The 25,123-nt window shown below is 45.3% G+C and carries 22 protein-coding genes and 2 tRNA genes; 14 read left to right on the top strand and 10 right to left on the bottom strand.

Going from position 1 to position 25,123, the window contains the following annotated elements; translation table 11 throughout:
- Position 1 precedes the first annotated feature (1 nt).
- Together nqrM and sthA are read left to right on the top strand one after the other, a co-directional pair.
- Positions 2-235 (top strand): (Na+)-NQR maturation NqrM, encoded by a 234-nt coding sequence (nqrM, locus tag ABJF92_RS09985; RefSeq protein WP_446815649.1) that lies wholly within the window; start codon positions 2-4, stop codon positions 233-235.
- A 19-nt stretch (positions 236-254) separates the two neighbouring features.
- Positions 255-1,649, top strand: coding sequence for a Si-specific NAD(P)(+) transhydrogenase (gene sthA / locus ABJF92_RS09980; RefSeq protein WP_446815648.1), 1,395 nt, complete (start codon positions 255-257; stop codon positions 1,647-1,649).
- Positions 1,650-1,730: 81 nt separating this feature from the next.
- Here the strand turns inward: sthA and ABJF92_RS09975 are convergent, their stop codons facing one another.
- Both ABJF92_RS09975 and ABJF92_RS09970 read right to left on the bottom strand, forming a co-directional pair.
- Entirely contained in the window at positions 1,731-2,285 is a 555-nt protein-coding gene (locus ABJF92_RS09975) for a hypoxanthine-guanine phosphoribosyltransferase (protein WP_446815647.1), read from the bottom strand.
- A gap of 52 nt (positions 2,286-2,337) precedes the next feature.
- Entirely contained in the window at positions 2,338-3,162 is an 825-nt protein-coding gene (locus tag ABJF92_RS09970) for a YihY family inner membrane protein (protein WP_446815646.1), read from the bottom strand.
- Between the two features lie 255 nt (positions 3,163-3,417).
- Here ABJF92_RS09970 and ABJF92_RS09965 point away from each other — a divergent pair.
- The 8 genes from ABJF92_RS09965 to ABJF92_RS09930 all read left to right on the top strand — a co-directional run bounded on the left by ABJF92_RS09965 (position 3,418) and on the right by ABJF92_RS09930 (position 11,932).
- Positions 3,418-3,494 (top strand) — tRNA-Arg (locus tag ABJF92_RS09965).
- A gap of 119 nt (positions 3,495-3,613) precedes the next feature.
- On the top strand, positions 3,614-4,939 hold the full coding sequence (tig, locus tag ABJF92_RS09960; RefSeq protein ID WP_446815645.1) for a trigger factor: 1,326 nt from the start codon (positions 3,614-3,616) through the stop codon (positions 4,937-4,939).
- 77 nt (positions 4,940-5,016) lie between these two features.
- On the top strand, positions 5,017-5,649 hold the full coding sequence (gene clpP / locus ABJF92_RS09955; RefSeq protein WP_446815644.1) for an ATP-dependent Clp endopeptidase proteolytic subunit ClpP: 633 nt from the start codon (positions 5,017-5,019) through the stop codon (positions 5,647-5,649).
- 14 nt (positions 5,650-5,663) lie between these two features.
- Entirely contained in the window at positions 5,664-6,947 is a 1,284-nt protein-coding gene (gene clpX, locus ABJF92_RS09950; protein WP_446815643.1) for an ATP-dependent protease ATP-binding subunit ClpX, read from the top strand.
- Between the two features lie 212 nt (positions 6,948-7,159).
- Positions 7,160-9,553: an endopeptidase La gene (lon, locus tag ABJF92_RS09945; protein ID WP_446815642.1), complete on the top strand. Its 2,394-nt coding sequence runs from the start codon at positions 7,160-7,162 to the stop codon at positions 9,551-9,553.
- Positions 9,554-9,677: 124 nt separating this feature from the next.
- Positions 9,678-9,950, top strand: coding sequence for an HU family DNA-binding protein (locus tag ABJF92_RS09940; protein WP_012069435.1), 273 nt, complete (start codon positions 9,678-9,680; stop codon positions 9,948-9,950).
- 6 nt (positions 9,951-9,956) lie between these two features.
- Positions 9,957-10,033 (top strand) — tRNA-Asp (locus ABJF92_RS09935).
- Positions 10,034-10,108: 75 nt separating this feature from the next.
- Entirely contained in the window at positions 10,109-11,932 is a 1,824-nt protein-coding gene (locus tag ABJF92_RS09930) for a SurA N-terminal domain-containing protein (RefSeq protein ID WP_446815641.1), read from the top strand.
- Positions 11,933-12,015: 83 nt separating this feature from the next.
- Here ABJF92_RS09930 and ABJF92_RS09925 read toward each other — a convergent pair whose 3' ends face one another.
- Genes ABJF92_RS09925 through ABJF92_RS09895 form a run of 7 tightly spaced genes read right to left on the bottom strand, consistent with a single transcriptional unit; the run spans position 12,016 to position 19,911 of the window.
- On the bottom strand, positions 12,016-12,936 hold the full coding sequence (locus ABJF92_RS09925; RefSeq protein ID WP_446815640.1) for a Dyp-type peroxidase: 921 nt from the start codon (positions 12,934-12,936) through the stop codon (positions 12,016-12,018).
- Between the two features lie 52 nt (positions 12,937-12,988).
- Entirely contained in the window at positions 12,989-14,803 is a 1,815-nt protein-coding gene (locus ABJF92_RS09920; RefSeq protein ID WP_446815639.1) for a BatD family protein, read from the bottom strand.
- Positions 14,797-16,542, bottom strand: coding sequence for a VWA domain-containing protein (locus ABJF92_RS09915; protein WP_446815638.1), 1,746 nt, complete (start codon positions 16,540-16,542; stop codon positions 14,797-14,799). The genes ABJF92_RS09920 and ABJF92_RS09915 overlap by 7 nt, the downstream gene beginning before the upstream one ends.
- Entirely contained in the window at positions 16,539-17,537 is a 999-nt protein-coding gene (locus ABJF92_RS09910; protein WP_446815637.1) for a VWA domain-containing protein, read from the bottom strand. Before ABJF92_RS09910 ends, ABJF92_RS09915 begins: the two co-directional genes overlap by 4 nt.
- Positions 17,530-18,012 carry a DUF4381 domain-containing protein gene (locus ABJF92_RS09905; protein ID WP_446815636.1) on the bottom strand — a complete coding sequence of 161 codons (483 nt, stop codon included), beginning with the start codon at positions 18,010-18,012 and terminating at the stop codon, positions 17,530-17,532. The genes ABJF92_RS09910 and ABJF92_RS09905 overlap by 8 nt, the downstream gene beginning before the upstream one ends.
- Positions 18,012-18,923 carry a DUF58 domain-containing protein gene (locus ABJF92_RS09900; RefSeq protein WP_446815635.1) on the bottom strand — a complete coding sequence of 304 codons (912 nt, stop codon included), beginning with the start codon at positions 18,921-18,923 and terminating at the stop codon, positions 18,012-18,014. Before ABJF92_RS09900 ends, ABJF92_RS09905 begins: the two co-directional genes overlap by 1 nt.
- A gap of 19 nt (positions 18,924-18,942) precedes the next feature.
- Positions 18,943-19,911: an AAA family ATPase gene (locus tag ABJF92_RS09895; RefSeq protein WP_446815634.1), complete on the bottom strand. Its 969-nt coding sequence runs from the start codon at positions 19,909-19,911 to the stop codon at positions 18,943-18,945.
- A gap of 128 nt (positions 19,912-20,039) precedes the next feature.
- Here ABJF92_RS09895 and ABJF92_RS09890 point away from each other — a divergent pair, with 128 nt between their 5' ends.
- From ABJF92_RS09890 to purU, 4 genes are all read left to right on the top strand, one after another.
- Entirely contained in the window at positions 20,040-20,270 is a 231-nt protein-coding gene (locus ABJF92_RS09890) for a DUF2835 family protein (RefSeq protein ID WP_446815633.1), read from the top strand.
- Positions 20,271-20,300: 30 nt separating this feature from the next.
- Complete coding sequence (locus ABJF92_RS09885; RefSeq protein WP_446815632.1) at positions 20,301-21,341, top strand: quinone-dependent dihydroorotate dehydrogenase; 1,041 nt, start codon at positions 20,301-20,303, stop codon at positions 21,339-21,341.
- A gap of 150 nt (positions 21,342-21,491) precedes the next feature.
- Entirely contained in the window at positions 21,492-23,666 is a 2,175-nt protein-coding gene (gene rlmKL, locus ABJF92_RS09880; protein ID WP_446815631.1) for a bifunctional 23S rRNA (guanine(2069)-N(7))-methyltransferase RlmK/23S rRNA (guanine(2445)-N(2))-methyltransferase RlmL, read from the top strand.
- An 89-nt stretch (positions 23,667-23,755) separates the two neighbouring features.
- On the top strand, positions 23,756-24,613 hold the full coding sequence (gene purU / locus ABJF92_RS09875) for a formyltetrahydrofolate deformylase (protein ID WP_445974836.1): 858 nt from the start codon (positions 23,756-23,758) through the stop codon (positions 24,611-24,613).
- Between the two features lie 57 nt (positions 24,614-24,670).
- Here purU and ABJF92_RS09870 read toward each other — a convergent pair whose 3' ends face one another.
- Positions 24,671-24,958: an ArsR/SmtB family transcription factor gene (locus tag ABJF92_RS09870; protein WP_446815630.1), complete on the bottom strand. Its 288-nt coding sequence runs from the start codon at positions 24,956-24,958 to the stop codon at positions 24,671-24,673.
- Between the last annotated feature and the right edge of the window lie 165 nt (positions 24,959-25,123).

Genomic DNA, 25,123 nt, shown 5'->3' with positions numbered 1-25,123 from the left:
CATGCTAACAATTGTACTGGCTTTCGCTCTTATGTTGGTTTTAGTGGCCGCGATGGCCGTCGGTGTTTTGATGGGGCGTAAGCCCATTTCAGGTTCATGTGGCGGTATGAGTTCGCTTGGCATGGAAGTCGCTTGTGATATCTGTGGCGGTGACAAAGGTAAGTGTGACGAAGAAAATCAAAAGTCCACTGGCACAGATACGTCAATGACTTCGTTTTACGATGCATCGAAATAATTTAATTTAAGGGGATGTTATGACGACGAGACATTATGATGTCGTAGTGTTGGGTACAGGGCCTGGAGGTGAGGGCGCTGCAATGAATGCTGCGAAAGCGGGCAAGCGAGTGGCCGTCATAGAGGCCAGTCCTAAAGTAGGCGGTAGTTGCACCCATTTAGGAACGATACCTTCCAAAGCCTTGCGTCATGCGGTTAAAGAGATTATTGCCTTTAACACTAACCCAATGTTCCGTGATATCGGTGAGCCGCGTTGGTTCTCTTTTCCAAAAGTATTGGATCGTGCTAATCGAGTTATTGATAAGCAGGTTATGGGACGTACCGAATACTATGCACGAAATCGGATAGATATCTTTTTTGGTCGTGGTAAGTTCAAAGATGCTAACACTATCGAAGTGAATACTTACGAAAGTGGTCCAGAGCTATTGGTGGCAGACAAAGTTGTGATAGCGACAGGTTCACGCCCTTATCGTCCTGCCAATATCGACTTTACACACCCTCGCATTTACTGCTCAGATACTATTCTGAGCTTAAACCACACACCACGCTCTCTTATCATTTATGGTGCGGGTGTGATCGGTTGTGAATACGCTTCTATTTTCTGTGGATTAGGTGTGCGTGTTGAGCTAATTAACCCCGCCAAGAAGTTGCTGAGTTTCTTGGATGACGAAATTACCGATGCCCTAAGCTATCACCTGCGTGATAACGGTGTGTTAATTCGTGATAACGAGACTTATGAGTCAGTTGAAACTTCAGAGCGTGGCGTTGTGATGAACATGGTCTCTGGCAAAAAACTGCGAGCGGATGCATTGTTATTTTGTAATGGTCGCTCCGGTAATACAGACAGTCTTGGTTTAGATGCTATTGGTCTCGATGTGAACAGCCGTGGTCAACTTGCAGTCAACGATACTTATCAAACCAAAGTAGACAATGTTTTTGCAGTGGGTGATGTGATCGGTTGGCCAAGTCTTGCTAGTGCGGCTTATGATCAAGGTCGAGCTGCCGCGGCAAATATGTTTGGTGCTGAGGGCGGTGAATTTATCAGTGAAGTACCGACCGGTATTTATACCATTCCTGAGATCAGTTCTGTGGGTAAAAACGAAGCGGAATTGACAGCGGAAAAAGTGCCTTACGAAGTAGGTCGCGCATTCTTTAAAAATACCGCTCGTGCGCAAATTACTGATGAAGCGGTTGGTATGCTGAAAATCCTCTTCCACCGTGAATCGTTAGAGATTTTAGGTATCCACTGTTTTGGTGACCAAGCTTCCGAGATCGTACACATCGGGCAGGCCATCATGAAGCAGCCGGGCGAGCAAAACACCTTGAAGTACTTCTTGAATACAACCTTTAACTACCCAACTATGGCTGAAGCCTACCGTGTTGCGGCGTTGAATGGTTTTAACCGAGTATTTTAAGAGTCTTAAGTCTACAGACATAAAAAAACGCTTCAATTTTGAAGCGTTTTTTTTGCGTATAAATTTTTGAGTGTAATTAGCTTAACTGCCTTTTACCGCGTAAATACCTTTCACGTTTCTAAAGAAACCTTTGTAATCCATGCCGTAGCCAAATAGGAAGCGGTCTTCAGCATCAGCACCAATATAGTCTGGTGTCATATCAACTTTACGATCGTGTAGCTTATTAATAACAGTTGCTGTGTAGACGCGGTTAGCACCTTGCTCTTCCAGCCATTTGATAATGGCTTGTAAAGTATGACCTTGGTCAAAAATGTCATCAACGACTAAAACATCACGCCCTTTAATGTCTGATTGTGGGTAGTTAAGCCACTTTAATTGAGCCGAGCCTTCGGTTTCCATGCCATAGCGAGTCGCGTGTAAGTAATCGAGCTCGAGTGGAAAGTTTAGTCGACTAATTAGGTCAGCTGTTGGAATTAAACCACCGTTCATGACACATAGCACTAAGGGTAATTTATCGGCCAGATCATCAGTGATCTGCGTGGCCATGGTGTCCAGGGCTGCGTTGATTTGGTTTTCGTTAATCAGGCAATCAGCTTCTGCTAAAAGAGTGTTTAGGTCGTTGATAGTGTTTTTCATGGGAGGCCTTGTTAAAAAATCCGCGCAATTTTACCTTAAACTTACCTTGATGCTAAGCCTTAATGTGGTGGAATGTGGCGCACAAACAAATTGAACCAAGAATAATTAACCAGGTTGACTGTAACCAGACTAAGAATATGGGCAGTGCGGCAAAGGCGCCGTAGACCACTTGATAGCTCGCAAAAAGCTGAGCAAAGGAGCTAAAAACTAAATTAAGCACGAGTAAACCAATCGTACCTATCGCCGCGGCACAGGCGGCCCATTTTATTGAGACATCTGCATTAGGGGTTAAGAAATTAAGGGTCAGGAGCATGAGGAAATAAAGTAATACTCGTCCAGCTTTAATAAGGTAATTAAGCAGTAGGTTTATTTCTTCTTGCTGAATCTGCAAAGATATCAAAGTGCCGTGCAGGCTAATAATAGAAGCGAACAAAATAGGGCCTAAAGTCAAAATGGCCCAATAGGTTAGTAGTCTTTCACGTATCTTTCTTGGTTTGGTGATGCCCCAAATGGATTGCACGCTGCCTTCGAAGCTATTGAGCAGTAACAGAGCGGTGAGAAATAGCATGATAAGCCCAGCGACAGGTAAGTTTTTAGCTTGCTCTGAAAACTGTAATAAATAGGGGATGACAACATCACTTGAGCCTGGCGCTAAATTTTGTTCAATCAGCTTAAAGAGCTGGTTTTGCATTTGTTCTAGGGTAGGGGTGAAGCTGAGTATACCAAGAATAATGGTCAGGATAGGTACGGCTGCGAGCAAGCTTGAAAGTGTTAGCTGGGCGGCTCTTTGCTGAGCGTTATTGTTTTTAAAGCGCTCATAAGCGCTCAAAGCAAAGTCTTTGATGGCGAGTGAGAAAGTCGCGTAATGAGTTGACATAAAATGGTGGCAGTATCCGTTAAGGGTTTCCACTAAGAATAACATAGAGTATTCGTTTAAGGTGCTTTTGAGTCTCTAAGGATAATCCCCGAGCGCCCACCTAAAGAGTCCAGTTGACGATATTTTAAGGCGAAACTTCACCTTTGTGGTGATAAACGTATTTTGCCTATGATTTATAGGCTTTTTTAGGTCAATTGGTTGACGATTCTTATTCCATCCCTATAATAGCCCACCACACGAAATGTAATGAGTTTCGCTCCGTTAGCTCAGCTGGATAGAGCAACCGCCTTCTAAGCGGTAGGTCACTGGTTCGAATCCAGTACGGAGCGCCATTTCAGCCCATTACTTTATGCGTTTAAATTTTTAGGTTTTGCTGATTTACGCTTGTTCAAGGTCCAAGTTACCTTGTCGTAAGATTGGCAAATAAAGCTAGTTCCCGTGAGGAAGTTTTATGCAAGTTTCTGTAGAGACAACGTCTCCAATTGAGCGCGTTTTAACCATTAGTGTTCCTGCTGCTCGTATCGAAGAAAAAGTAAGTTCTGAAGTGGCTAAAACTGCGAAAACAGTTCGTATTGATGGTTTTCGTAAAGGTAAAGTACCAGTAAGTTTGGTAAAAAAACGCTACGGCCAAAGTATCCGTATGGAAGCTGTTGAGCAAATTATGCGTGATGCTTACATGGAAGCTTTGCAAGCTGAATCTATCCAGCCTGCTGGCATGCCAAGCATTGAGCCAAAAAACTTTGCGGAAGGTGCTGATCTAGAATTCACTGCCAAAGTTGAAGTTTACCCAGAAATTACGTTAGCTGATGCTTCTACAATCGCTGTTGAGCGTGTTGTTTCTGAAGTAACCGATGCTGACGTTGACACAATGTTGGAAACTCTACGTAAGCAAAATGCAGACTGGTCTGCAGTTGAGCGTGAAGCAGCTGACGGCGACCAAGTGACAATCGATTTTGTTGGCTACCTAGGTGATGAAGCCTTTGAAGGTGGTGCTGCTGAAGGTCACAAATTAGTATTGGGTTCTAACACTATGATTCCTGGTTTTGAAGCCGGTATCGAAGGTGCTAAAGCAGGTGAAGAGCGTACGATCACTGTCACTTTCCCAGAAGATTATCAAGCAGAAAACTTGAAGGGTAAAGAAGCAAGCTTCAAGATCACAGTATCTGAAGTAGCTGAGCAAATTATTCCTGAAATCGACGATGCTTTCGTTGAAAAATTCGGCCTAGCTGAAGCGACCGTTGATGCTTTGCGTGCAGAAGTAACGAAAAACATGGACCGTGAATTGAGCCAAGCAATCAAAGCTAAGTTGAAAAACGCTTTGTTTGACGGCCTATTGTCTATTAACGAAGTTGAAGTTCCAGCGTCTGTTGTAGATCAAGAAGTTGACGCATTGCGCAAGCAAGCGGCTCAGCAATTTGGTGGTGAAGGCTTTGATGCTTCCCAATTACCTGCAGAATTGTTCCAAGAAGAAGCGACAAAACGTGCTAAACTTGGTCTTCTGATTTCTGAAGTGATCAAGCAAAACGAATTGAAAGTAGATGATGAGCGTGTTCGTGCCTTCCTTGAAGATATGGCGCAAGCTTACCAAGAGCCGCAGCAAGTGATTGAGTTCTACTTGAAGAATAAAGAGCAACTAGCTCAGGTGCAATCTGCTGTACTTGAAGAGCAAGTTGTTGATAAACTGTTAGAATCTGCTCAAGTTACTGAAGTAACTTTGGGTTATGAAGATGCTATCAAGCCAAATGCCCAAGCTGAAGAAGCTGGGGAAGAAGCATAAGCGCTAGCTTATCTTTTTAATAAAGGGCCGACATAGCAAATGTTATGTCGGCTTTTTTTGCTTTTAAGGAATGCAATATGAATTTGACGAATCCAACTACAGGCCCAGTTGCAATTACAAGTAATGGCCTTGTTCCTATGGTTATTGAGCAAACAGCCCGTGGCGAGAGATCTTTTGATATTTATTCGCGTTTGTTGAAGGAGCGAGTGATTTTCTTAGTTGGTCAAGTTGAAGATCACATGGCCAATTTAGTCGTGGCTCAATTACTGTTTTTAGAGTCTGAAAATCCAGATAAAGATATTCATTTGTACATTAACTCTCCTGGTGGTTCGGTGACAGCAGGTATGTCTATTTACGATACCATGCAGTTTATTAAACCAGACGTGAGTACTATGTGTATTGGTCAAGCGGCTAGCATGGGTGCATTATTGTTGACGGCTGGTGCAGAGGGTAAGCGTTATTGCTTGCCAAACTCTCGCGTGATGATTCACCAACCTTTAGGTGGCTATCAAGGCCAAGCGTCTGATATTGAAATTCATACGCGCGAAATTCTTAGTATTAAGCATAAGCTGAATGAAATTATCTCTTTCCATACGGGTAAAGACATTGAGACCGTTGCTATCGATACAGACCGTGATAACTTTATGAATCCGGAGACGGCAAAAGAATACGGCCTAATTGATGATATTTTACAGAAACGTACAGTTTAAAAAGGGTGGAATAAATGTCGGACGATAATTTTAGCCGTGGTGACCACTCAGATCGGTTATTGTATTGCTCTTTTTGTGGAAAGAGCCAAGACGAAGTTAAAAAACTTATAGCGGGACCTTCTGTCTATATATGTAATGAATGTGTGGACTTGTGCAACAACATTATTACCCAAGAGCTATCTCAAGCGACGGTTGAAGGAGGCGCAGCGGAAGATGAGTTGCCAACACCTGCTAAGTTGAGTGCGGCGTTGGATGATTATGTTATTGGCCAAGACAAGGCTAAGCGAGTGCTGGCTGTTGCGGTATATAACCATTACAAACGTTTGCGTCATCAAGGTAAAACTGATGGCAGCATCGAATTGGGCAAGAGTAATATCTTGCTAATTGGTCCAACCGGTAGTGGTAAAACCTTACTAGCGCAAACATTAGCGCGTGTCCTTGATGTGCCGTTTACCATTGCTGATGCAACCACGCTCACCGAAGCGGGTTATGTGGGTGAAGATGTTGAAAATATCATTCAGAAGCTTTTGCAAAATTGTGATTATGATGTCGAAAAAGCTCAACGTGGCATTGTCTACATAGATGAGATTGACAAGATTTCTCGAAAATCTGATAACCCATCTATTACTCGTGATGTATCGGGTGAAGGTGTTCAGCAAGCGCTATTGAAACTTATTGAAGGTACAGTGGCTTCTGTTCCGCCGCAAGGTGGACGTAAGCACCCACAACAAGAATTCTTGCAGGTAGATACCTCTAATATCTTGTTTATTTGTGGTGGTGCTTTTGCGGGCCTTGAGCGCGTTATTAGCGAGCGTACCGAGAAAAGTAGTATTGGCTTCTCTGCGAAGGTGAAAAGCAAAGATGAAGGTAAATCCTTCTCCGAAGCTGTACACCGTGTAGAGACGGAAGATTTGGTTAAATTTGGTTTGATTCCAGAATTCGTGGGTCGCTTGCCAGTTGTGGCCACGCTCTCTGAGCTGGATGAAGAAGCCCTAATGACTATTTTGAGTGAACCGAAAAACGCATTGACGAAACAGTATCAGCATTTGTTTGAGCTAGAAGGCGTAGAGTTAGAATTTACGCCTGAGTCTTTACGTGAAGCGGCAGGTTTGGCGCTTGAGCGCAAAACAGGTGCTCGTGGTTTGCGTAGCATTCTAGAATCTGCTTTGTTGGATTCCATGTACGATCTGCCGACCCGCAATGATGTCGTGAAAGTTGTGATGGACGGCCCATCTATTCGTGGTGAGTCTTCACCTTTGATGGTGCTGGAAAAAGAAGAATTAGCTAAGAACGGTTAATTTTTCGGTAATAGGCTTAATTAAAAGGCCGAAGTTGAGTGGAAACACTTAATTTCGGCCTTTTTTTGTGCTGTACTGAAAGTAATTCGATGTTCAAGCAAATTCAACGCGGATGAACGCTTGTATTTTCATTGTTCGTCCTTATCTCTTTGATAATCCTAGTTGAATATATAAAGTGCGCTTGTTTTGAGGCGCCCAGATTGGAAGAATATATGTCAGAAGTATCACGCATACCTATGCTGCCATTACGAGACGTGGTGGTTTATCCCCATATGGTGTTGCCTTTGTTTGTGGGGCGCGCTAAATCCATTGCGGCATTAGAGTCTGCTATGGAAGATGACAAACAAGTCTTCTTAGTGGCTCAACAAGACGCCTCTAAAGACGATCCTCTGTTAGAAGATCTTTATAACATTGGTACTGTTGCAAAAGTTATGCAGCTGCTTCGCCTACCTGATGGCACGGTAAAAGTGCTTGTAGAGGGTGTGAAGCGTGCCACCCTTGAATCCATGGAAGAGGGTGAAAAATTTGTTGTAGGTAATGTTAGTGATTTACTAACAGACGAAGAAGATCAGAGTGAATTTAGTGCGATTCGTCATGCTTTGTTAAAGCAGCTTGATGAATACGTCGCTGGAAGTAAGCGCATTCCTGCCGAAGTTGTCACCTCCGTTAAATCCATTGACGATCTATCAAAACTGATTGATAGCATTTCTAGCCACATGAGCTTGAAGCTTGAAGACAAGCAAAAAGTGCTTGAGATCGCTTCCTTAGTCGAGCGTGGCGAGTACTTAATTTCTTTGATGGATGGCGAGCTGGACATTGCCCATCTCGAAAAGAATATCCGTAGCCGTGTCAAGAAACAGATGGAGAAAAGCCAGCGCGAGTACTACTTGAATGAGCAAATGAAAGCTATTCAAAAAGAGCTGGGTGACATGGACGACGGCGGCAACGAGTTAGATATGCTGCAGGAGAAAATTACCGATGCTGGCATGTCCGAAGAAGCCACTGAGAAAGCGGAAGCCGAACTGAAAAAATTACGCATGATGTCGCCGATGTCGGCAGAGGCGGCTGTGGTGCGTGGCTACATTGATTGGTTAGTGTGCTTGCCTTGGAAAAAGCGTAGTAAAGTACGCAATGACCTAGCTTACGCTGAAAAAGTGTTGAATCAGGATCATTACGGTCTGCAAGATGTGAAAGAGCGCATTTTAGAGTTTTTAGCCGTTCAGCAGCGAGTTAAAAAAGTGAAAGGGCCAGTCTTGTGTTTGGTTGGACCGCCAGGGGTGGGTAAAACCTCCCTAGGTCAATCCATTGCTAAAGCAGTTAATCGTAAATATGTACGCATGGCTTTAGGTGGCGTGCGTGATGAGGCGGAGATTCGTGGTCACCGTCGTACTTATATTGGCTCCATGCCTGGTAAGTTGTTGCAAAAATTATCGAAAGTGAAGGTGAAAAATCCACTGTTTTTGCTCGATGAAATCGACAAAATGGGCATGGATCAGCGTGGTGACCCAGCGTCTGCACTGCTAGAGGTGCTAGACCCTGAGCAAAATCACACCTTTAATGACCATTATTTGGAAGTGGATTACGACTTGTCGGATGTGATGTTTATCTGTACCTCAAACAGTATGAATATTCCAGGTCCACTGCTAGACCGTATGGAAGTGATTCGCATTCCAGGTTACACCGAAGATGAAAAACTCAATATTGCGAAACGCTACTTGTTACCAAAACAAGTGAAGCTAGCAGGCTTGAAAGAAGCGGAAATATCGGTCAGTGATGATGCGCTAATGGATATTATCCGTTACTACACCAAAGAAGCAGGTGTGCGTGGTTTAGAGCGTGAGTTGAGTAAAGTGTGTCGCCGTGTGGTGAAGCAGCAAGCGTTGAGTAAAGCTAAGAAGGTCCAGGCTGTTGATGTGACAGTTGAGAACCTAGAAGACTTCTCGGGCGTGCGTAAATTTAGCTACGGCAAAGCGGAAGAGAAAAATCAAATCGGTCAGGTAACGGGTTTGGCTTGGACGTCTGTTGGTGGTGAATTATTGACCATTGAAGCGGCTGGTGTGGCGGGTAAAGGACGTCATGTAAAAACCGGCTCTCTTGGTGATGTCATGCAAGAATCTATTCAGGCGGCCTTAACGGTTGTACGCAGTAGAGCGTTAGGTCTTGGCATTGATGAAGATTTCCATGAAAAAATTGACCTGCATTTGCACGTGCCAGAAGGTGCGACGCCTAAAGATGGCCCAAGTGCTGGTGTGGCGATGTGTACTGCTATGGTGTCCGTGCTGGCGAAGATCCCTGTTAAGGCCTCTGTGGCGATGACAGGTGAGATTACCCTACGTGGTGAGGTTTTACCGATAGGTGGCTTGAAAGAGAAGCTCCTAGCGGCTCACAGAGGTGGTATTAAAACGGTGATCATACCGCAAGAAAATGCCCGTGATCTGAAAGAAATTCCAGATAATATCAAGGCTGACATTGACATTATTCCAGTAAAATGGATTGATGAAGTGCTGGACGTAGCATTAGAGTACATTCCTTCGCCAAAAAAGGTAGAAACATTGGCTTCTAAGGAAAAAACTGTTGATGAACAAGAAACTGTAAGTCATCATTAGGTATACTCTGTGTTGACAGGGAATAGGCTGGGCTTGTATAACTTCTAGCTCGGCCTTATCGGTAGCCTACATAGCGCCGAAAAAATAATACTAAGGAACCACAAAAATACTGAAGGGGTACAACGTGAACAAATCTGAATTGATTGATGCTATTGCAGCGTCTGCAGATCTATCTAAAGCTTCTGCGAGCAATGCTCTTGACGCTACTCTAAAAGCAATTGAAGCGGCTTTGGCAAAAGGTGACCAGGTTACACTAGTGGGTTTTGGTACTTTTGCAGTGAAAGAACGTGCGGCACGTACTGGCCGTAATCCTCAAACGGGTGAGGAAATTCAAATTAAAGCAGCTAAGGTTCCTGGTTTTAAAGCCGGTAAAGGTCTTAAAGACGCTGTTAATTAATTTTTTGGAGCAGTAGTTCAGTTGGTTAGAATACCTGCCTGTCACGCAGGGGGTCGCGGGTTCGAGTCCCGTCTGTTCCGCCATTAGATACAAAAGGTGTATTCCGAGCGGGATACACCTTTTTTATTTGTAAATCATGTTTAATTATGGAGGCAGTAATGCTCCAAGATATAAGAGATAAGTCACAAGGTATTGTGGTCAAGATCATTGTTGGTTTTATTGTTGTGACTTTTGCTCTATTTGGCGTCGATGCCTTGGTCAACAGTTTTACTACTTCCGATACGGTTGCCAGTGTAGATGGCACGGACATTACCCGTACTCAAATGTTGCAAGGTGCTGAAACTCAGCGTCGTCAATTAATTTCTATGATGAATGGTCAGATCAATCCGGCCCTATTAGAAGAGAACTTGCTGCAACGTCGTGCTTTGGATGAATTGGTCCAGCGTGCCGTACTCGCAAGCCAAGCTGATAAGCTTGGTCTAGGTGTCTCTGATGCCCAAGTCGATTCTTACATAGTGCAGTCTGAGCAGTTTCAGACCGCTAATCAGTTTGACCAAAACAAATATTTAAACTTTGTGCGTTCCTTAGGTTATACACCTTTGGCATTTAAAGAGCGTATAAAACAAGACGTATTAATTCAGCAGACTCGTAACGCGGTTGCTGGCTCTGAGTTTGTCTTACCTTATCAAGTGAATGCGGTGTCAGCATTGCAATCACAACAACGTAGTTATGACTATGTTACCTTTTCTCTTGCTGATGAAGCAGAGCAAACCAGCGTAACGGACGAAGAACTACAAGCCTACTATGATGCCCATAAAGAAAGCTTTAAAACGCCTGAGCAAGTCAAAATTGACTATGTAGTGGTGTCATCTGCTGATTTTTATGACGATGTGAACGTAACGGATGCTGAGTTAAATGAAGCTTACCAAGCTTCTTTAGCAGGAACGGTTCAAGAAGAAAGATTGGCTTCTCACATTCTGATTGAAACATCAGATCGCAGTGAGGAAGAGGCGGATCAATTATTGACTGAAATCGAAACTAAGCTAGCCGCAGGTGAAGACTTTGCCGCACTTGCAGCAGAATATTCCGATGATATCGGCTCTAAAAATGATGGCGGTAACCTAGGTTATATTACTAAAGGCAGCTTTGGTGATGATTTCGAAGAAAAATTATTTGCCATGGACAAAGGTGATGTTGAGTCTGTTGAGACCCAGTACGGTATTCAGCTGATCAAGTTAGTGGATATCGCCAGTGCTGATGCCCCGACTTTAGAAGATATGCGTCAAGAACTGACTGAAACATTGTTACAAGCGAAAGCTCGTGATGCGTTACTGACAGCCCATGAAGACATTACGGATTTGGCTTACGCCAGTGATCGTTTGGCGCCAATTGCTAATGAATATGGTGTAGAGGTTCAGCAAAGTGATTACTTTGGCCGTAACCCTTCAGGTAGTGAGCTGACTGATAACCCGTTAGTGATTGCGGCGGCTTATGGTGTGGCAGTGCTGGAAGATGGTCAAAACAGTGATCTAATTGAACTGAGCGATGATCAGGTAATGGTGCTTCGCCTTAACGACCACAAAGCAGAAGCGGTACAAAGCTTTGAAGAAACCAAAGAGTTGGTGGCTTCAAGTGTCGTTGAGGAAAAAGCGGTGACATCGTTGCAAACTAAGGCAGAGTCGGCCAAGCAAGCGGCGGATACCCAATGGACATCTGTTGAGCTGGCGAGTCGTGGGCAAGATGAAATGGCTTCTCTAGCCTTTACTCTACCTCACCCACAAGGAGAGCCTTCTTTAGAAGTTAAATCTCTTGCAAGTGGTGATCTGGTATTGATTCGACTTAATACAGTTGTAGAGGGTGCTGAAGCGCCTGAAGAGCAAGAGCAGTTGGCTTATCAAAATTATCTAAACCAGACTCAGGTTTCCATGAATACCTTGTCTCAACAAACCTTGTTAGAGGCGAGTGCAGAAATCGAGCGCTAACTCCTTGCGTTGTTAACGCATAAACAAAACCCTCTTAGGTTTGCACCTAAGAGGGTTTTTTATGTCTGATAGAAAAGTATGCTTTAGTGGCTTAGGTTTTCAAACCAAGAATTGGCTGGCACAAAGAACGCTTGCCCTGTGGTGGCGGTGGTGTACTTCATGAGGTGGTCTGTATGGCCATCTTCATCCCCAAGAACCATGCTTTCAAGCATCAGGTTAAAAGCTTGTGGGGTCTTGCTGTAGCTGGCAAACATTAAGCCTTTTTCTGCCAACGAGGCGAATGGCATGCTATGGCGCAGAATCTCAATAGAGCGACCCTCAGCATCTTTTAGTGAGGTGCGCTTGGTGTGCGCGTGCAGAGACTTTTTGTCACCAGGGTATTCTATGTTGTCCTGTTTAGTACGACCGTAAGTATCTTCTTGGCTTTTCAGATCCTGTTGTTGCCATTTTCCTAAATCATGAACAAAACGCATGAGGTTGAAGTAAGAGCCATGCTTGAAAGTAAGGTCTTCCTCTCCCACTAGGGCGACGTCTTTTTTGGCATCACCGGAAGGGTTTTCAGTGCCATCAACAAAGCCTGTTAGATCACGATTGTCCAAGTATTTAAAACAGCTAACTTCTTCAACCACAGTGACGCTGCCGGCAAAAGCATCAAACAGTTGTTGCGCTAGCATATAGGTAATGTCTTTGCGCTGAGAGCGTATGTGCCAAACGAGGTCCACATCGGTGGCGACAATATTAGCATCTGGGCCTTGATAGCTAGGAAAAGGTGCCAGATGCAGAGGACGTTGATCGTCTAACTTATCCCAAATTAAATGACTGATACCAAAGGCCGCGTGTAACTCTGCCTCTGGGTAGTCTTCTTGTAGTTGCTTCACGATTGCTGGGTAATTTGTTAAAGCGGACTTAATATCAGTTAGACGTTCATGGTCAGCGTTTAGGGTAATGAATAGCGCATCGCTGGATGCTTCAGCAATAATGCCAGTTTGGAAGGGGGCGCTCATGGTGACTAGTTCTACCTCTGAATTATTGAGTGATTGTTAAACCCTAACCCTTTTAGAAATTGGGATAAAGGGTTTTTAATTGGCTGGCCTGTGATGGCTTGGCTTCACCACTGGTAAACTCTTGCAATGCTTCGGCAAGGGGGTTGCCAAGCCACTGATGATGAGTGTTTTGTGAATACATCATCAGTTCGGCTTCCATTAATAATTGGGTTAGGCTGACAGAAGCGCTTAAGCGTTTAATGTCGTCAACACTGGTAATTTCTTCATCTCCCCAGCGATGGCGAGCCCATTCGAGTAGATGAGCGCGCAGTTCAGTCAACTGGTTGTCGCGACAGCAAGCAATAAGGTTCGCGTAAGCGCTTTTCTCGTCAGGTGTATTAAGGGGCGCAAAGTCCTGCAAAGTCGGTACATTCGGCTCGCTTGGGGAGCTAGGTGATTTGCGTTTTAGATAAAACCATAAGGCCACCATGGCAAGGGAAGAGGCAATTAGGGCGATAATAAGATAGCGCTTAATGTTGGATGTTGAACCAGTGGCTGCGACAACAGAGCTTGTGTCCGTTACTGTTTCCGTAACAGGGGGTTGACCCGTTACTGGATTAGGCTTGTTAAGGGAAATGGGGGCAACAGAGCGAGACTGGGGTGGCAAGGGTGTGGTGTTGGCCGTCGCTTCAGGAGATGGCGCTTTTTGCGAGCTATCTGGCAAAGGGTTGATGTGCAAAGTTTTAGTGCTGGCTTGGGCGCTTTGCATCACTCTTTGTTCTGTGTCCCAATAAGGAACCGTTATTTTGGGGAGCGAAATTTGCCCTTCTTCTGTTGGCACCACTTCAATGCTCATGTTGAGCTGACCGGTAATGCCTTGGGCAGTTTTGCGGGTGTTAAATTCCGCAGGCTTTGGGTAAAGCTTATAAGCGCGGGTGCTGTTAAAGGCCATGGTGGGAATTTGCTCTGGCAGCGCCCCTTTGGCTTGAATTTTTATATCCCAAATTAAGGTGTCACCCACCCTAGGTTGCTCCACTGTACTGGTTAGCTTGGTGGTGACGGTGACCGCCTCACTAGGCAGCCAATTATCGGATGGGTAACTGGCTGGAATAGGCAAAACCTGTAGAGCGAGAGGTTCGCTTTGTACCTTGATCATTCTCCTGCCAGTATTGGTATTGATCATGGCTTGAATGGTTTGTACCGGAATGGTTAATAAGCCGCTACGTTGTGGAAACGCCAAATACTCACGGGTAAGTACCTGATAATCCGTACCATTGATGGTTTCATAACTCATCTGGTCATCAACTAGTTGCTCGATGATTAAATCTGGATGAGAAGGCACAGACAGGTTGGCGTTTTGCAATGCCACTGAGGTATAGAGTTTGACGGATAAAATGACTTGCTGTTGCAAGTAGGGCTCGACTTCCGACACCTGAGTTTTAATCATGGCAGGAGGATTGCCATGACTATCTAAGAGCTGAGGAGAGTTTTTTACCGTCAGTTTTAAAGGGTTAGATTGATGGTCACCGATTTTGATGGCGGGAATGTCAATCACACCAACAGACTTTGGCATTAAGGAAACGATCCAATAACTCAAGGCCGTGTTGGTGCCTAGGTTAAAACTAAATTGACTGTTTTGGCTTTTGCCCAGAATCTCAAAATTCTCTTTTAAAGCGTCTAGCTCGGGGCCATTCCCAGTATTGGTGAAATCTGCTCGTAACGTCAGTTGCACCACTTCGTTTTCAACACTGGTGGTTTTGTCTAATGAGGCGGTAACGCTTGCGGCATAACTTGCTTGACCGACGCTAAGTAGAAACAGCAAAATCAGTACGCGGTTGGGCAAACTGAAGATGAGTGCTTTTACTTTGTTAAGTTGGGGGATTACCACGGGTTTTGCCCATCCTCTTGTCTGTATTGCGAAGTGCTGCGTTTTTCTTGATGTAAATACCAGAGCTTACGCTGTAACAGTGAGCCTGGATCATCTTGTATCTGTCTTAACCACTGGTTAAGCGCTTGGGTTTGCTCTTTATCCAGTGTTTCATTTGTTGCTTGTTCAGACTGAGAGGCCTGTTCATCCTGCTTATTATCCTCTGACCCAGACGGCTTGTCTTGTTTTTCATCATTTTTTTGTGAGGAATCCTCTTGGTTGTCGCTGTCAGAGTCCTGCTGGTCCTTATTTGAGGGCTGCTGGTTTTGTTGCGAGTCACTTTGGGAAGAGTCTTTGGAGGATTCTTGTGAGGTGTTCGAGTCCTGTTCTTGTTGGGATTGTTGCGCTTGTTGGTCTTGTCGTTTTTGTAAGTACTCTAGGTTTTCTTTCGCCTGTTGCAAAGAAGGGTCCAGCTCCAGTGCTGTTTGGTAAGCCTTAATGGCTTGCTCGATATTGCCATTTAAAGCAAAGGCATTGCCTAGGTTGTAGTGTTCGCTGGCATTTTTATTAAGCCCTTGTAGCGCGTCGATACTTTGTTGGTAATCTTCTAGCGCATAGGCTGAAGCCGCTTTCCATTTAGGGGCTTCAAAGTGTTCTTGAGCGGCTTGCCAATTTCCTTGGTTGACTGCTTGTTGGCCTTTTTGATCTGGGGTTAAAAACCAGTCCAATGGGCTGGCCAATAGCTTATCATTTGGGAAAGATAGTAGCCCAACAAACAGGATGATAAACATACCTTTGCGGAACGCTAAGGCCAGACAAAGTAATAAAGGCAGTGCAAACCAATGGCCTTGGCTTTGCCACTGAATGCTGTTGGTATGGCTTTCTTCAAGATGTTTAGATGGCAATAAAGGTTGAGTAATGGCGCTGATTTGTGAAGGGGAGAGCCTTGCTTGATAGAAATTCCCGCCTAGCTGTTGGGTAAAATCTTGCAGGGCATCGATGGGAGTGCCAGCGATAACAGCTTGACCGTTTCTTCTTAGCAGGCGTCCATCGGGCAGCTTGATACTGGCCCCTTGTTGGCTGCCAATGGCAATCACATCTATAGTGACCGAGCGATCTTCTAGTAATGGCTCGATGCTTTGACGGTCTTGAGCATTAATATCATCGGTAAAGACAATCAGGTGAAGAGATTCGTTCGGATCCGTGCTTAGCTTCAAAGCGGCTTCTATGCCTTGGCTAAGTTGGCTGCCATAAACTGGCATGATCAAGGGATCGAGAGCCAGCAAAAAGTGCGTGATGGTTTCCCTATCTTGACTAAAGGGGCTGATCACATAGGCTTCGCCGGCAAAAGCGACTAAGGCAATGTCGCCTTCTTGCGTGCGCTCTAAAATATCCCGTACGGTTTGCTTTAGCTGAGTCTGGCGATTTGGCTTGGCATCGGTAGAAAACATGGATAGGGACTGATCCACTACTAATACCGTTTTGCTGGTGCTTTCGTATAAGGGGGTTGAGGCCTTGGTCCAACTAATGCCTGCCAAACCAAGGCAGCAAAGTAAAACACTGACTAAGGTAAGGCGCATGGGGAGTTTGGTCTGAGTATTGGTCAGTTCTAGATGGGTTAATAGTTTATGGTCCACCAGCTTTCGTAAGCCATGAGTTGTCTGGCTTTGTCGTTGGCTAAGCAAGGCTATGATTAAAATAATGGGGATGAGCCATAACCATAAAGGGTGTGAGAAATGTAGGCTATCGAATAGTGTCATGAACGCACCTTTAATCGCCATTGGAACTGCTTGCTAACCACTAAAGCAAGCGCAAAAAATATTAACGCCAACATCGCTAAATAACGAAAAAAGTCGGTTTTTGGTCTTTGCCACAAATCTTCCGATGGTGTGGGTTCTAAATGATCCAAAATGTTGTAGATGCTTTGTAAATCAGCAGTACTGCGCGCTCTAAAGTATTCTCCACCAGTTTGCTGAGCAATATTCTTCAGTAAGGCTTCGTCCAAATCGGCGGAAGGGTTGATGCTTTTAGGGCCAAAAAATCCTTGCACCTGCATCTGATCAGCACCTATGCCGATGGTGTGGATCTTAACCTGCTGAGAGTGGGCGAAATTCGCTGCTTGTTGGGGCTGAACTCGACCAGCGGTATTGGCGCCATCTGTCATCAAAATTAAAACTTTCTGATCCGAGGGTTTGTTCTCAAGCTGCTTTATTCCCAAACCTATGGCGTCACCAATGGCCGTTTTCTCTCCTGCAAAACCGATTTGAGTTTCTTGTACCAGTTGGTTGATGGTGGTGGTGTCAAAGCTTAATGGGGCTTGTAGATAGGCTTTTGAACCGAACACTATGATGCCGACGCGGTCGCCACGACGACGCTGTATAAAGTCCGCTAGTACAGACTTAGCCACACTTAATCTATCTGCGCTTTCTCCATTAAGACTCATGTCTGTTACCTGCATACTGCCAGATAAATCCAATGCGATTAGAAGGTCTCGGCCTGATGGGGTAACTTGCGTCGGCTCACCTAGCCAACTTGGTCGAGCTATTGCGAATACTAAGGCGATCCAAGCCAGAGCCAGCAAAAGCAGGCTGGTATTAAACTTGGGGCTCAGTTGAGTTGCTTCTTGATGTTGAGCTAAAAGCTCCGTGCTGGGCCACCAAATGCTGCTTTGTTGTTGGTTCTTGCTAGGTAAGAAATACATCAGCAAGGGCAGAGGAAGGATAATAAGGAACCAAGGCCAGTTAAGTTCAAGCATGATGTTTCCTTATCCAATCTTGGGTGGTTTGGATAATAGCATTACGTTGCGCTTGAGATAGCTCAAGGTGAGGGCGATACGGGCCATCAATAAAACTTGGGTCCAAGTCGGCAAAACGCTTTCCCGATTTGAGTTGCTGATCAAGGTGCTCAATGAGTTTGGGGGCAGGTTGAGAGGCCAGATCCATCTTGCTCTCAGTGACTAAACAGCGGCGAATTAATTCATGGCACAGCACTATGGTGTCACGATTGGATAAGCTCATCTGCGCTTGGCTTAATTGGGTCAGTGCCTCACGGCGATAGCCGCGTTTTTGGTGGCGACGAAGCAAACCAAAGACCATGAGTGCTATGAAGAGGATGAATGTCAACAAGACGAGCCAAGTCCACCAAGCGGGTGGCCACATCGGAATGGCTTCAGGCAGTAGATAAGCCTTGTGAGGTAATTCTAAGGTCTGGTGCATTTGTGAAGTTGCCATCAGCGCAGCGCTCCTTGCTTGAGTAGACTGCGGGCGATGTTCTCAGGAGGTTCGTTAATATCAAATAGCTGATAATGCACCCCCATGCGAGCAAGCTTTTGTCGCACCTTGGTATTCTGCGAGAAATAGTTCTGTTTGGCTTTTTGTTGACTAGAGCGATTCACCTGTACCGACTGAGTCCCTTGCGGGTCAGCAAATTGATAGTGCCCTGAGGGCAAGTTGAACATCTGACTATCAATGATTTGCACCCAATGTACATGATTGTGCTTGGCTAAAGATTGCAAAGCTACTTCACTTGCAAGAGGGATTTCTTGGTGGTCAGTCAGGATAATAATGTCTTGATTGTGGACCTTGCTGGTGATCATGGGGTGCTGCCAGATAGCTAAGCTTTCTTTTGTCGATTGTCTGTGATGGACCCGACACGCATCGACTAATTGTTGGATTAAGGTGGCGATGCCTTGCTTGGCTTGTCCATAAAAATCCTTCTGCCCGTAACTGAGGCGATAGCCTAGTTTGTCCCCTTGTTGCATGGAGCGCCAAGCAATCAATCCAGCCAATTGATTTAGGCGAGTGGCGATAAAAGTATGGCGGGTTGCAAAATAGGCATTATGAGAGAGATCCACCAGCAACATGCGCTGGTGGTCATTCTCTTGAGCATATAAACGGGTATGGGCTTGCCCTGTGCGTGCGGTGACACGCCAATCAATATGACGTAAATCATCACTGGCTTGGTAGGGGCGTAATTCTAGCATTTCCATACCATGGCCTTTTTGGCGAGACCTGTGCTCGCCCGTTTTCATCGACAAGCGTCGGGCTTGGGGCGCGCGACCGAGTTGCTTGGCGTAATGGGCCAATTTTGTAAAATGGCTTTCATCCAGTTCAGGTGAAGGAGGAGATAATAAATCACTCATGATCGACTTTTAGGCCTAATTACAAGGTGGGAACATGGCTGATCAAGCGTTTTAATATATCGTCTGGGCTTAAACCGCTGGCTTGAGCTTCAAAGCTGGTGAGAATACGATGACGCAGTACGGGCAATGCCACTTGTCGAACATCATCTGGGCTCACAAAGTCTTTGCCATTCAGTAGCGCATTGGCTCGAGCACAGCGATCGAGGGCTAAAGTGCCTCGGGGGCTTGCGCCAAACTCAATAAGCTTGCGGCTGTTGTCTTTATCCCCCAAAAACATTTCTGGGTGGCGTGTGGCCATCACCAGTTGAACAATATACTGCTCAACTGACTCCGACATATAAAGCCCCAGTGCTTGTTGTTGCAGCTGCAAAATTTGCTCTGGCTGACAAATAGCGGCAGGGGTGAATTGTTGTGTCTTATGAAGGTCTTGCTGACGCACCAGTCTTAACACATTAAGTTCACTTTCTGCACTTGGGTAGCCCAGCACTATCTTCATCATGAAACGGTCAAGCTGAGCTTCTGGTAATGGGTAAGTACCTTCTTGTTCAATAGGGTTTTGGGTGGCTATCACAAAGAATAATGGTGGTAATGAGTAGCAATTATTACCCACGGTGACTTGTTTCTCACCCATGGCTTCTAACAAAGCCGATTGGACTTTGGCTGGGGCACGGTTAATTTCGTCCGCCAGCACAATTTCATTCATGATGGGGCCAGGAATAAAGCTAAATTGCCCAATCTCTTGCTGATAAATGTCTGAGCCGGTGACATCGCCAGGTAATAAATCTGGGGTGAACTGTATGCGTTGGAAACGGCCAGCGATGCCATTAGCAAGGGCTTTCGCAGCGGTGGTTTTGGCGATGCCTGGTGGTCCTTCCAGTAACACATGGCCATTGGCAATCAAGGCTACGAGTAATTCGTGAGTTAAATCGGGCTGGCCGAGGATGGCGTTGTTCAAGTGATCTTTTAACTGACTAATTACGGCTTCCATTAAAGCTAGATTCCTCATACTTCTGTCAAAAAAGGTGTCAACACAATATAATAGCGGCCATCTTAGCGGATTCAAATCTTTACGCCCAGACTCAATCTTGTAAGAGAAGCGTAAGTGAAGGAATTTTTATGGCAAAATTAATTTTAAATGTCGCCTTGCCCGCTTACAAGTATGAAGCCATGTATGCCGGAGCGGCCCAAAATTTAGTGGCCACAAGCCTTGATGGACGCAAAGTGCAACTGCCTTTGTCTGCGTTTGTACGTTATGTTACGCATCAGGGCATTTATGGTCTGTTTGAAGTAGAATTTGATGTCAACCACAAGCTGGTTGCTGTAACCCAGCTTGAAAACACTCTTTAGCCTTATCAATTACCATTAGGAGCTTTACCAATGTACAACCTTGCTCGCTCGTTACTGTTTAAATTAGATCCAGAAGTATCCCATGATCTTTCTTTGGATTTATTGGCAGCAAGTGGTCGCCTAGGTGTTTCTAAATTGTTGAAAGGTTTGCCAAGTGCTCAACCTGTTGAAGTCATGGGGCTACGTTTTCCCAATGCGGTAGGTTTGGCGGCAGGGCTTGATAAAAACGCTGATGCATTTGAAACGCTAGGAGCGTTAGGCTTTGGTTTTGTCGAAGTCGGTACCGTAACGCCTAAAGGTCAAGCGGGTAACCCTAAGCCTCGTTTGTTCCGTTTGCCAGAACATGAAGCCATCATTAACCGTATGGGCTTTAACAACAAGGGTGTAGACCATCTGGTATCGCGCATTAAAAGCCGCCGTTATCCGGGTATCTTGGGTGTGAATATTGGCAAAAACTTGTCTACTTCCGTTGAGGACGCTGCGGCTGACTACTTGTCTTGTCTAACGCAAGTGATCCCTTATGCCGACTACATCACAGCAAATATTAGCTCTCCGAACACACCGGGCTTACGCAGCCTGCAGTTTGGCGAAAGTCTTGCGCAATTGATCTCACCCTTGTGTGAAGCAAGAGATCGCTATGAAGCCGAGCATGGTAAGCGTGTGCCATTAGCCGTGAAAATTGCACCAGACATGTCCGATGATGAAATTAAAATGGTCGCGGATACGCTCGTGGAACAAGGAGTTGATGGTATTATTGCCACCAACACAACTTTGTCTCGGGATGCGGTTGCTGGCCACATACACGGGCAAGAAATGGGCGGATTAAGTGGTGCCCCAGTGAAAGACGCAGCGACCCATGTGGTACGAGTGTTGGCGGAGCATCTAAAAGATCAACTGCCTATCATTGGCGTGGGCGGTATTTCCAGTGGTGCCGATGCGGTCGAGAAACTGCAAGCTGGCGCACGCTTAGTACAAATTTATTCGGGCTTCATTTATAAAGGTCCAGAATTGGTTACCGAAGCGGTTGCCAGTACGGATGCTTATTATCGTGAGCGTGAATTAGGTTTATAAAGGAAAATCATCGCAGCTTAGCTGAATTGTTTTCCCTATCGTGAATAACGAAGCAAGAGGCGGGATAGCACCCCGCCTCTTTAATTTTGCAAGATCGGCACAAATTTAGATCAGGCAAATTCATACATTTATTGAATAAGTAATTTTAAAATGACAACAAATCAATCGACCGTCGAGTCTGCCCAAACGCTTTATGCGCTAGAACTTACTTGCCCATTAGGGCTTGAAAATGTTTTAGAGAAAGAGCTGCATGAGGAAGGACTCACTCAAACCCGACTAGGGGAAGGTCAAGTTAAACTGACAACGGATCTAACCGGTATCTACACGGCGTGTTTATGGTCAAGAGTCGCCACTCGTGTGATGCTGCCTATTGCCCATTTCAAAATTGAATCTGCCGACGAGCTATACGCAGGGGTAAAGGCTGTAGAATGGTCCGACCATTTGTCAGTGAACGATACCATAGCCATTGATTGTCACGGTACTAATCATCACATCCGTAATACTCAGTTTGGTGCGGTGCGTGCTAAAGATGCCATTGCCGACTATTTCGTAGCATTGACTGGTGAGCGCCCCAGTGTTGAGAAAAGTCAACCGGACGTGCGCATAGCACTACGAATTAAGCGTGATCAGGTCACTGTGAGTATTGATTTGTCAGGAGATAGCTTACATCGCCGTGGTTATCGTCAGCACGGTGGCATGGCGCCACTTAAAGAAAATCTTGCGGCTGGCTTGTTGCTTAGAGCAGGTTGGGGGAAAGATTGTGGCATGACCCAGCTGATCGATCCTATGTGTGGCTCAGGTACCTTTTTGGTGGAAGCAGCATTGATGTCGTTAGACATCGCACCGGGATTGCGTCGTCAATACTGGGGCTTTAAAGGCTGGAAACAACACGATCATCGCCTGTGGCAACAACTGATGGATTTCGCGCGCAATCGCAAGCGCGATGCGGCTGAGTTAGGTTTAAGTTTTCAAGGTACGGATCGAGAGCAGCGCGCGATTGCCGCCGCCCGTGAAAATATCAAGCGCTCAGGTTTGGTCGGCATAGTCGAAGTGGCCATGACACCTTTTCAAGAGCATGATTTTGTAATCCCGGAAGGCACCAAGGGGCTGGTCATTACCAACCCACCTTATGGTGAGCGTTTAGGGGATGAAATGGCCCTGATTGCACTGTATCGCCAATTGGGTGAGTGGGTGGTGAGTAATGCCCGCGGTTGGCAGTTTATGATGCTAACCAGTAACGATCATCTGGCCCGCCAAATTCCTGTTCGCCCTGAAAAAAGCACTCGGGTGATCAATGGTGGCATTGAATGTCGTGCTTACCGTTTTCCTCTGTTGGCAGGCAATATAAAAGAAGATGTGGTTGCCCAGTCGGTGATGACGCCAGGGGCGCAGATGTTTGCCAACCGTCTGCAGAAAAACATCAAGAAGATGCGTAAGTGGGTAGAGAAGAATAAAATACAATGCTACCGAGCTTATGATGCGGACATGCCAGAATATGCGGTAGCGATTGATGTCTATCAAGATTGGGCACACGTGCAAGAATATCAAGCGCCTAAAAGTGTCGACCCTGAAAAAGCCAAACAACGTTTGTTTGAAGTGGTGTCAGCGATTCCTACGGCTTTGAATATTCCTGAGTCTCAGGTAGTCGTTAAACATCGTCAGAAGCAAACGGGTAAAACTCAGTATGAGAAGCTCGATCAGTCTCAACATGAAATGGTGGTAGAAGAGTACGGCTGTGATTTCATTGTTAACTTGAAAGACTATCTGGACACAGGTTTGTTTCTTGATCACCGCCCTGTTCGCAAGCTAATTCAACAAAAAGCCAATGGTAAGCGCTTCTTGAACTTGTTCTGTTATACCGCCAGTGCGTCGGTACATGCAGGACAAGGGGGCGCTTTCACGACGCTAAGTGTCGATATGTCCAACACTTATACGGATTGGGCGCGACGTAACATTGAGCTCAATGAGTTCTCTGAACGCGACCACAGAGTGGAAAGGGCAGATTGTTTTGAATGGTTACGCCAAAGTCAGGATGAGTTTGACCTTATCTTTATGGACCCTCCGACTTTCTCGAACTCCAAGAAAATGGCGGATGTGTTAGACATACAGCGAGACCATGGTGACCTAGTACGCTTGGCAATGGCCAGACTATCATCCGCTGGCGAGCTGATCTTCTCCAATAACTATCGCCGTTTTGTTTTGGATGCAGATCTTGAGCAAGAGTTTGAGGTAGAGAACATTACCCAGCAAACCCTAGATCCAGATTTTGAGCGTAATAATAAGATTCACCAATGTTATGTTATCCGCCATCGTAATTTGGCGTAACAAAATTCTCAATTCGAGATTAATACGAAGCGCCACATTGATTGTGGTTCTTGTTAAGAAAATGATTTTAAAGGTTGTAAGTTTTTAGTATGAGAAAAACATTTCGTCTAGTGATTAGTTGTCCCGACAGAGTGGGGATTGTAGCCGCAGTGAGCCAATTTTTGAATGAGCGCCAAGGCTCTATTGTGGAAGCAAGTCACCACACCGACATCGAACAAAAGTGGTTTTTTATGCGCCATGATATTGACGCAGAAAGCCTGAACATCGATGTGGAAACCTTCCGCGAAGAGTTTGCACCCATTGCCGCTGAATACAACATGCGTTGGTATGTAAAAGACAGTGACGATCGTCCAAAAGTTATGTTGATGGCAACGAAAGAATCCCATTGCTTGAATGACATTATGCACCGCTGGCATACAGGTGAGTTAAACTGTGAAATCGTCGGTGTTATTGCAAACCATGAAGAGCTTCGCTCTATGGTGGAATGGTACAAGATTCCTTACCACTGTATCTCTGTACCAAAAGAAAATAAGATGCCGGCTTTCCAAGAAATTGAGGCTTGCATTGATGCGGCTCAAGCCGACACTATCGTTCTGGCGCGTTACATGCAGATCTTTCCAGAATACCTATGTGAGAAATACCGTCATCGTGTGATCAATATTCACCACAGTTTCTTACCATCCTTCATCGGAGCTAAACCTTACCATCAGGCAGCTGTGCGTGGGGTTAAGCTGATCGGAGCAACCTGTCACTATGTGACAGCGGATTTGGATGCGGGACCTATCATTGAACAAGACGTGATTCGTGTTCGTCACAGTCACGCAGCGGAAGACATGGTTCGATTAGGTAAAGACATTGAAAAATTGGTCTTGTCTCGAGGCTTACGCTATCACTTAGAAGATCGTGTTCTCGTGCATGGTAATAAGACAGTGGTGTTTGCTGAATAAGACAGGCTTAATACTTAAAAAGGCGGGTTAAATCCCCGCCTTTTTTATGCCTACAAGTTAGCTTTTGATGTTCCATTGCTGAGATAAAAAGTCCAACAAGGTGGCTAGTTCATCGTATTTCGGTGAGCATAAAAGCACACGCCCTTCACGTTTTTGTTCCAGTAGACCCACATTAATGAGTCGATTGATATGGTGGGAGAGGGTAGAGGCTGGAATTTTCAGCTGATTCTGGAGCTCTCCCACCGGTATGCCTTTGACATTTTTTTGGGCAAGGTAGCGCAATATCTCTAGCCGAGTTGGATGACCAAGCTCGGCAAGATATTTTGCACTGGTTTGAATATTCATAATGTTTGATCAACTGTGCAGCGTTAAAGTGGCCAGCATAATATTCCAAGTATCCAGCCAAGGCAAAATTCAGTCTAGATGAAATATTAATTTTGTATTAAAAATAGACAGAAAATTTTTGTTCTGGCTAATTTTGACTATAGTTAAAGCTAACGAAACGAGACG

The organism is Marinomonas sp. (assembly GCF_039940335.1).
Classification (GTDB): Bacteria; Pseudomonadota; Gammaproteobacteria; order Pseudomonadales; family Marinomonadaceae; genus Marinomonas.
This window is presented reverse-complemented; position numbering and strand designations above follow the sequence as displayed.

Excerpts from the sequence above, each read along its gene's own strand:
- nqrM (WP_446815649.1), top strand. The coding sequence starts at position 2 with ATGCTAACAATTGTACTGGCTTTCGCTCTTATGTTGGTTTTAGTGGCC.
- sthA (WP_446815648.1), top strand. The coding sequence starts at position 255 with ATGACGACGAGACATTATGATGTCGTAGTGTTGGGTACAGGGCCTGGA.
- ABJF92_RS09975 (WP_446815647.1), bottom strand. The coding sequence starts at position 2,285 with ATGAAAAACACTATCAACGACCTAAACACTCTTTTAGCAGAAGCTGAT.
- ABJF92_RS09970 (WP_446815646.1), bottom strand. The coding sequence starts at position 3,162 with ATGTCAACTCATTACGCGACTTTCTCACTCGCCATCAAAGACTTTGCT.
- tig (WP_446815645.1), top strand. The coding sequence starts at position 3,614 with ATGCAAGTTTCTGTAGAGACAACGTCTCCAATTGAGCGCGTTTTAACC.
- clpP (WP_446815644.1), top strand. The coding sequence starts at position 5,017 with ATGAATTTGACGAATCCAACTACAGGCCCAGTTGCAATTACAAGTAAT.
- clpX (WP_446815643.1), top strand. The coding sequence starts at position 5,664 with ATGTCGGACGATAATTTTAGCCGTGGTGACCACTCAGATCGGTTATTG.
- lon (WP_446815642.1), top strand. The coding sequence starts at position 7,160 with ATGTCAGAAGTATCACGCATACCTATGCTGCCATTACGAGACGTGGTG.
- ABJF92_RS09930 (WP_446815641.1), top strand. The coding sequence starts at position 10,109 with ATGCTCCAAGATATAAGAGATAAGTCACAAGGTATTGTGGTCAAGATC.
- ABJF92_RS09925 (WP_446815640.1), bottom strand. The coding sequence starts at position 12,936 with ATGAGCGCCCCCTTCCAAACTGGCATTATTGCTGAAGCATCCAGCGAT.
- ABJF92_RS09915 (WP_446815638.1), bottom strand. The coding sequence starts at position 16,542 with ATGACACTATTCGATAGCCTACATTTCTCACACCCTTTATGGTTATGG.
- ABJF92_RS09910 (WP_446815637.1), bottom strand. The coding sequence starts at position 17,537 with ATGCTTGAACTTAACTGGCCTTGGTTCCTTATTATCCTTCCTCTGCCC.
- ABJF92_RS09905 (WP_446815636.1), bottom strand. The coding sequence starts at position 18,012 with ATGGCAACTTCACAAATGCACCAGACCTTAGAATTACCTCACAAGGCT.
- ABJF92_RS09900 (WP_446815635.1), bottom strand. The coding sequence starts at position 18,923 with ATGAGTGATTTATTATCTCCTCCTTCACCTGAACTGGATGAAAGCCAT.
- ABJF92_RS09895 (WP_446815634.1), bottom strand. The coding sequence starts at position 19,911 with ATGGAAGCCGTAATTAGTCAGTTAAAAGATCACTTGAACAACGCCATC.
- ABJF92_RS09890 (WP_446815633.1), top strand. The coding sequence starts at position 20,040 with ATGGCAAAATTAATTTTAAATGTCGCCTTGCCCGCTTACAAGTATGAA.
- ABJF92_RS09885 (WP_446815632.1), top strand. The coding sequence starts at position 20,301 with ATGTACAACCTTGCTCGCTCGTTACTGTTTAAATTAGATCCAGAAGTA.
- rlmKL (WP_446815631.1), top strand. The coding sequence starts at position 21,492 with ATGACAACAAATCAATCGACCGTCGAGTCTGCCCAAACGCTTTATGCG.
- purU (WP_445974836.1), top strand. The coding sequence starts at position 23,756 with ATGAGAAAAACATTTCGTCTAGTGATTAGTTGTCCCGACAGAGTGGGG.
- ABJF92_RS09870 (WP_446815630.1), bottom strand. The coding sequence starts at position 24,958 with ATGAATATTCAAACCAGTGCAAAATATCTTGCCGAGCTTGGTCATCCA.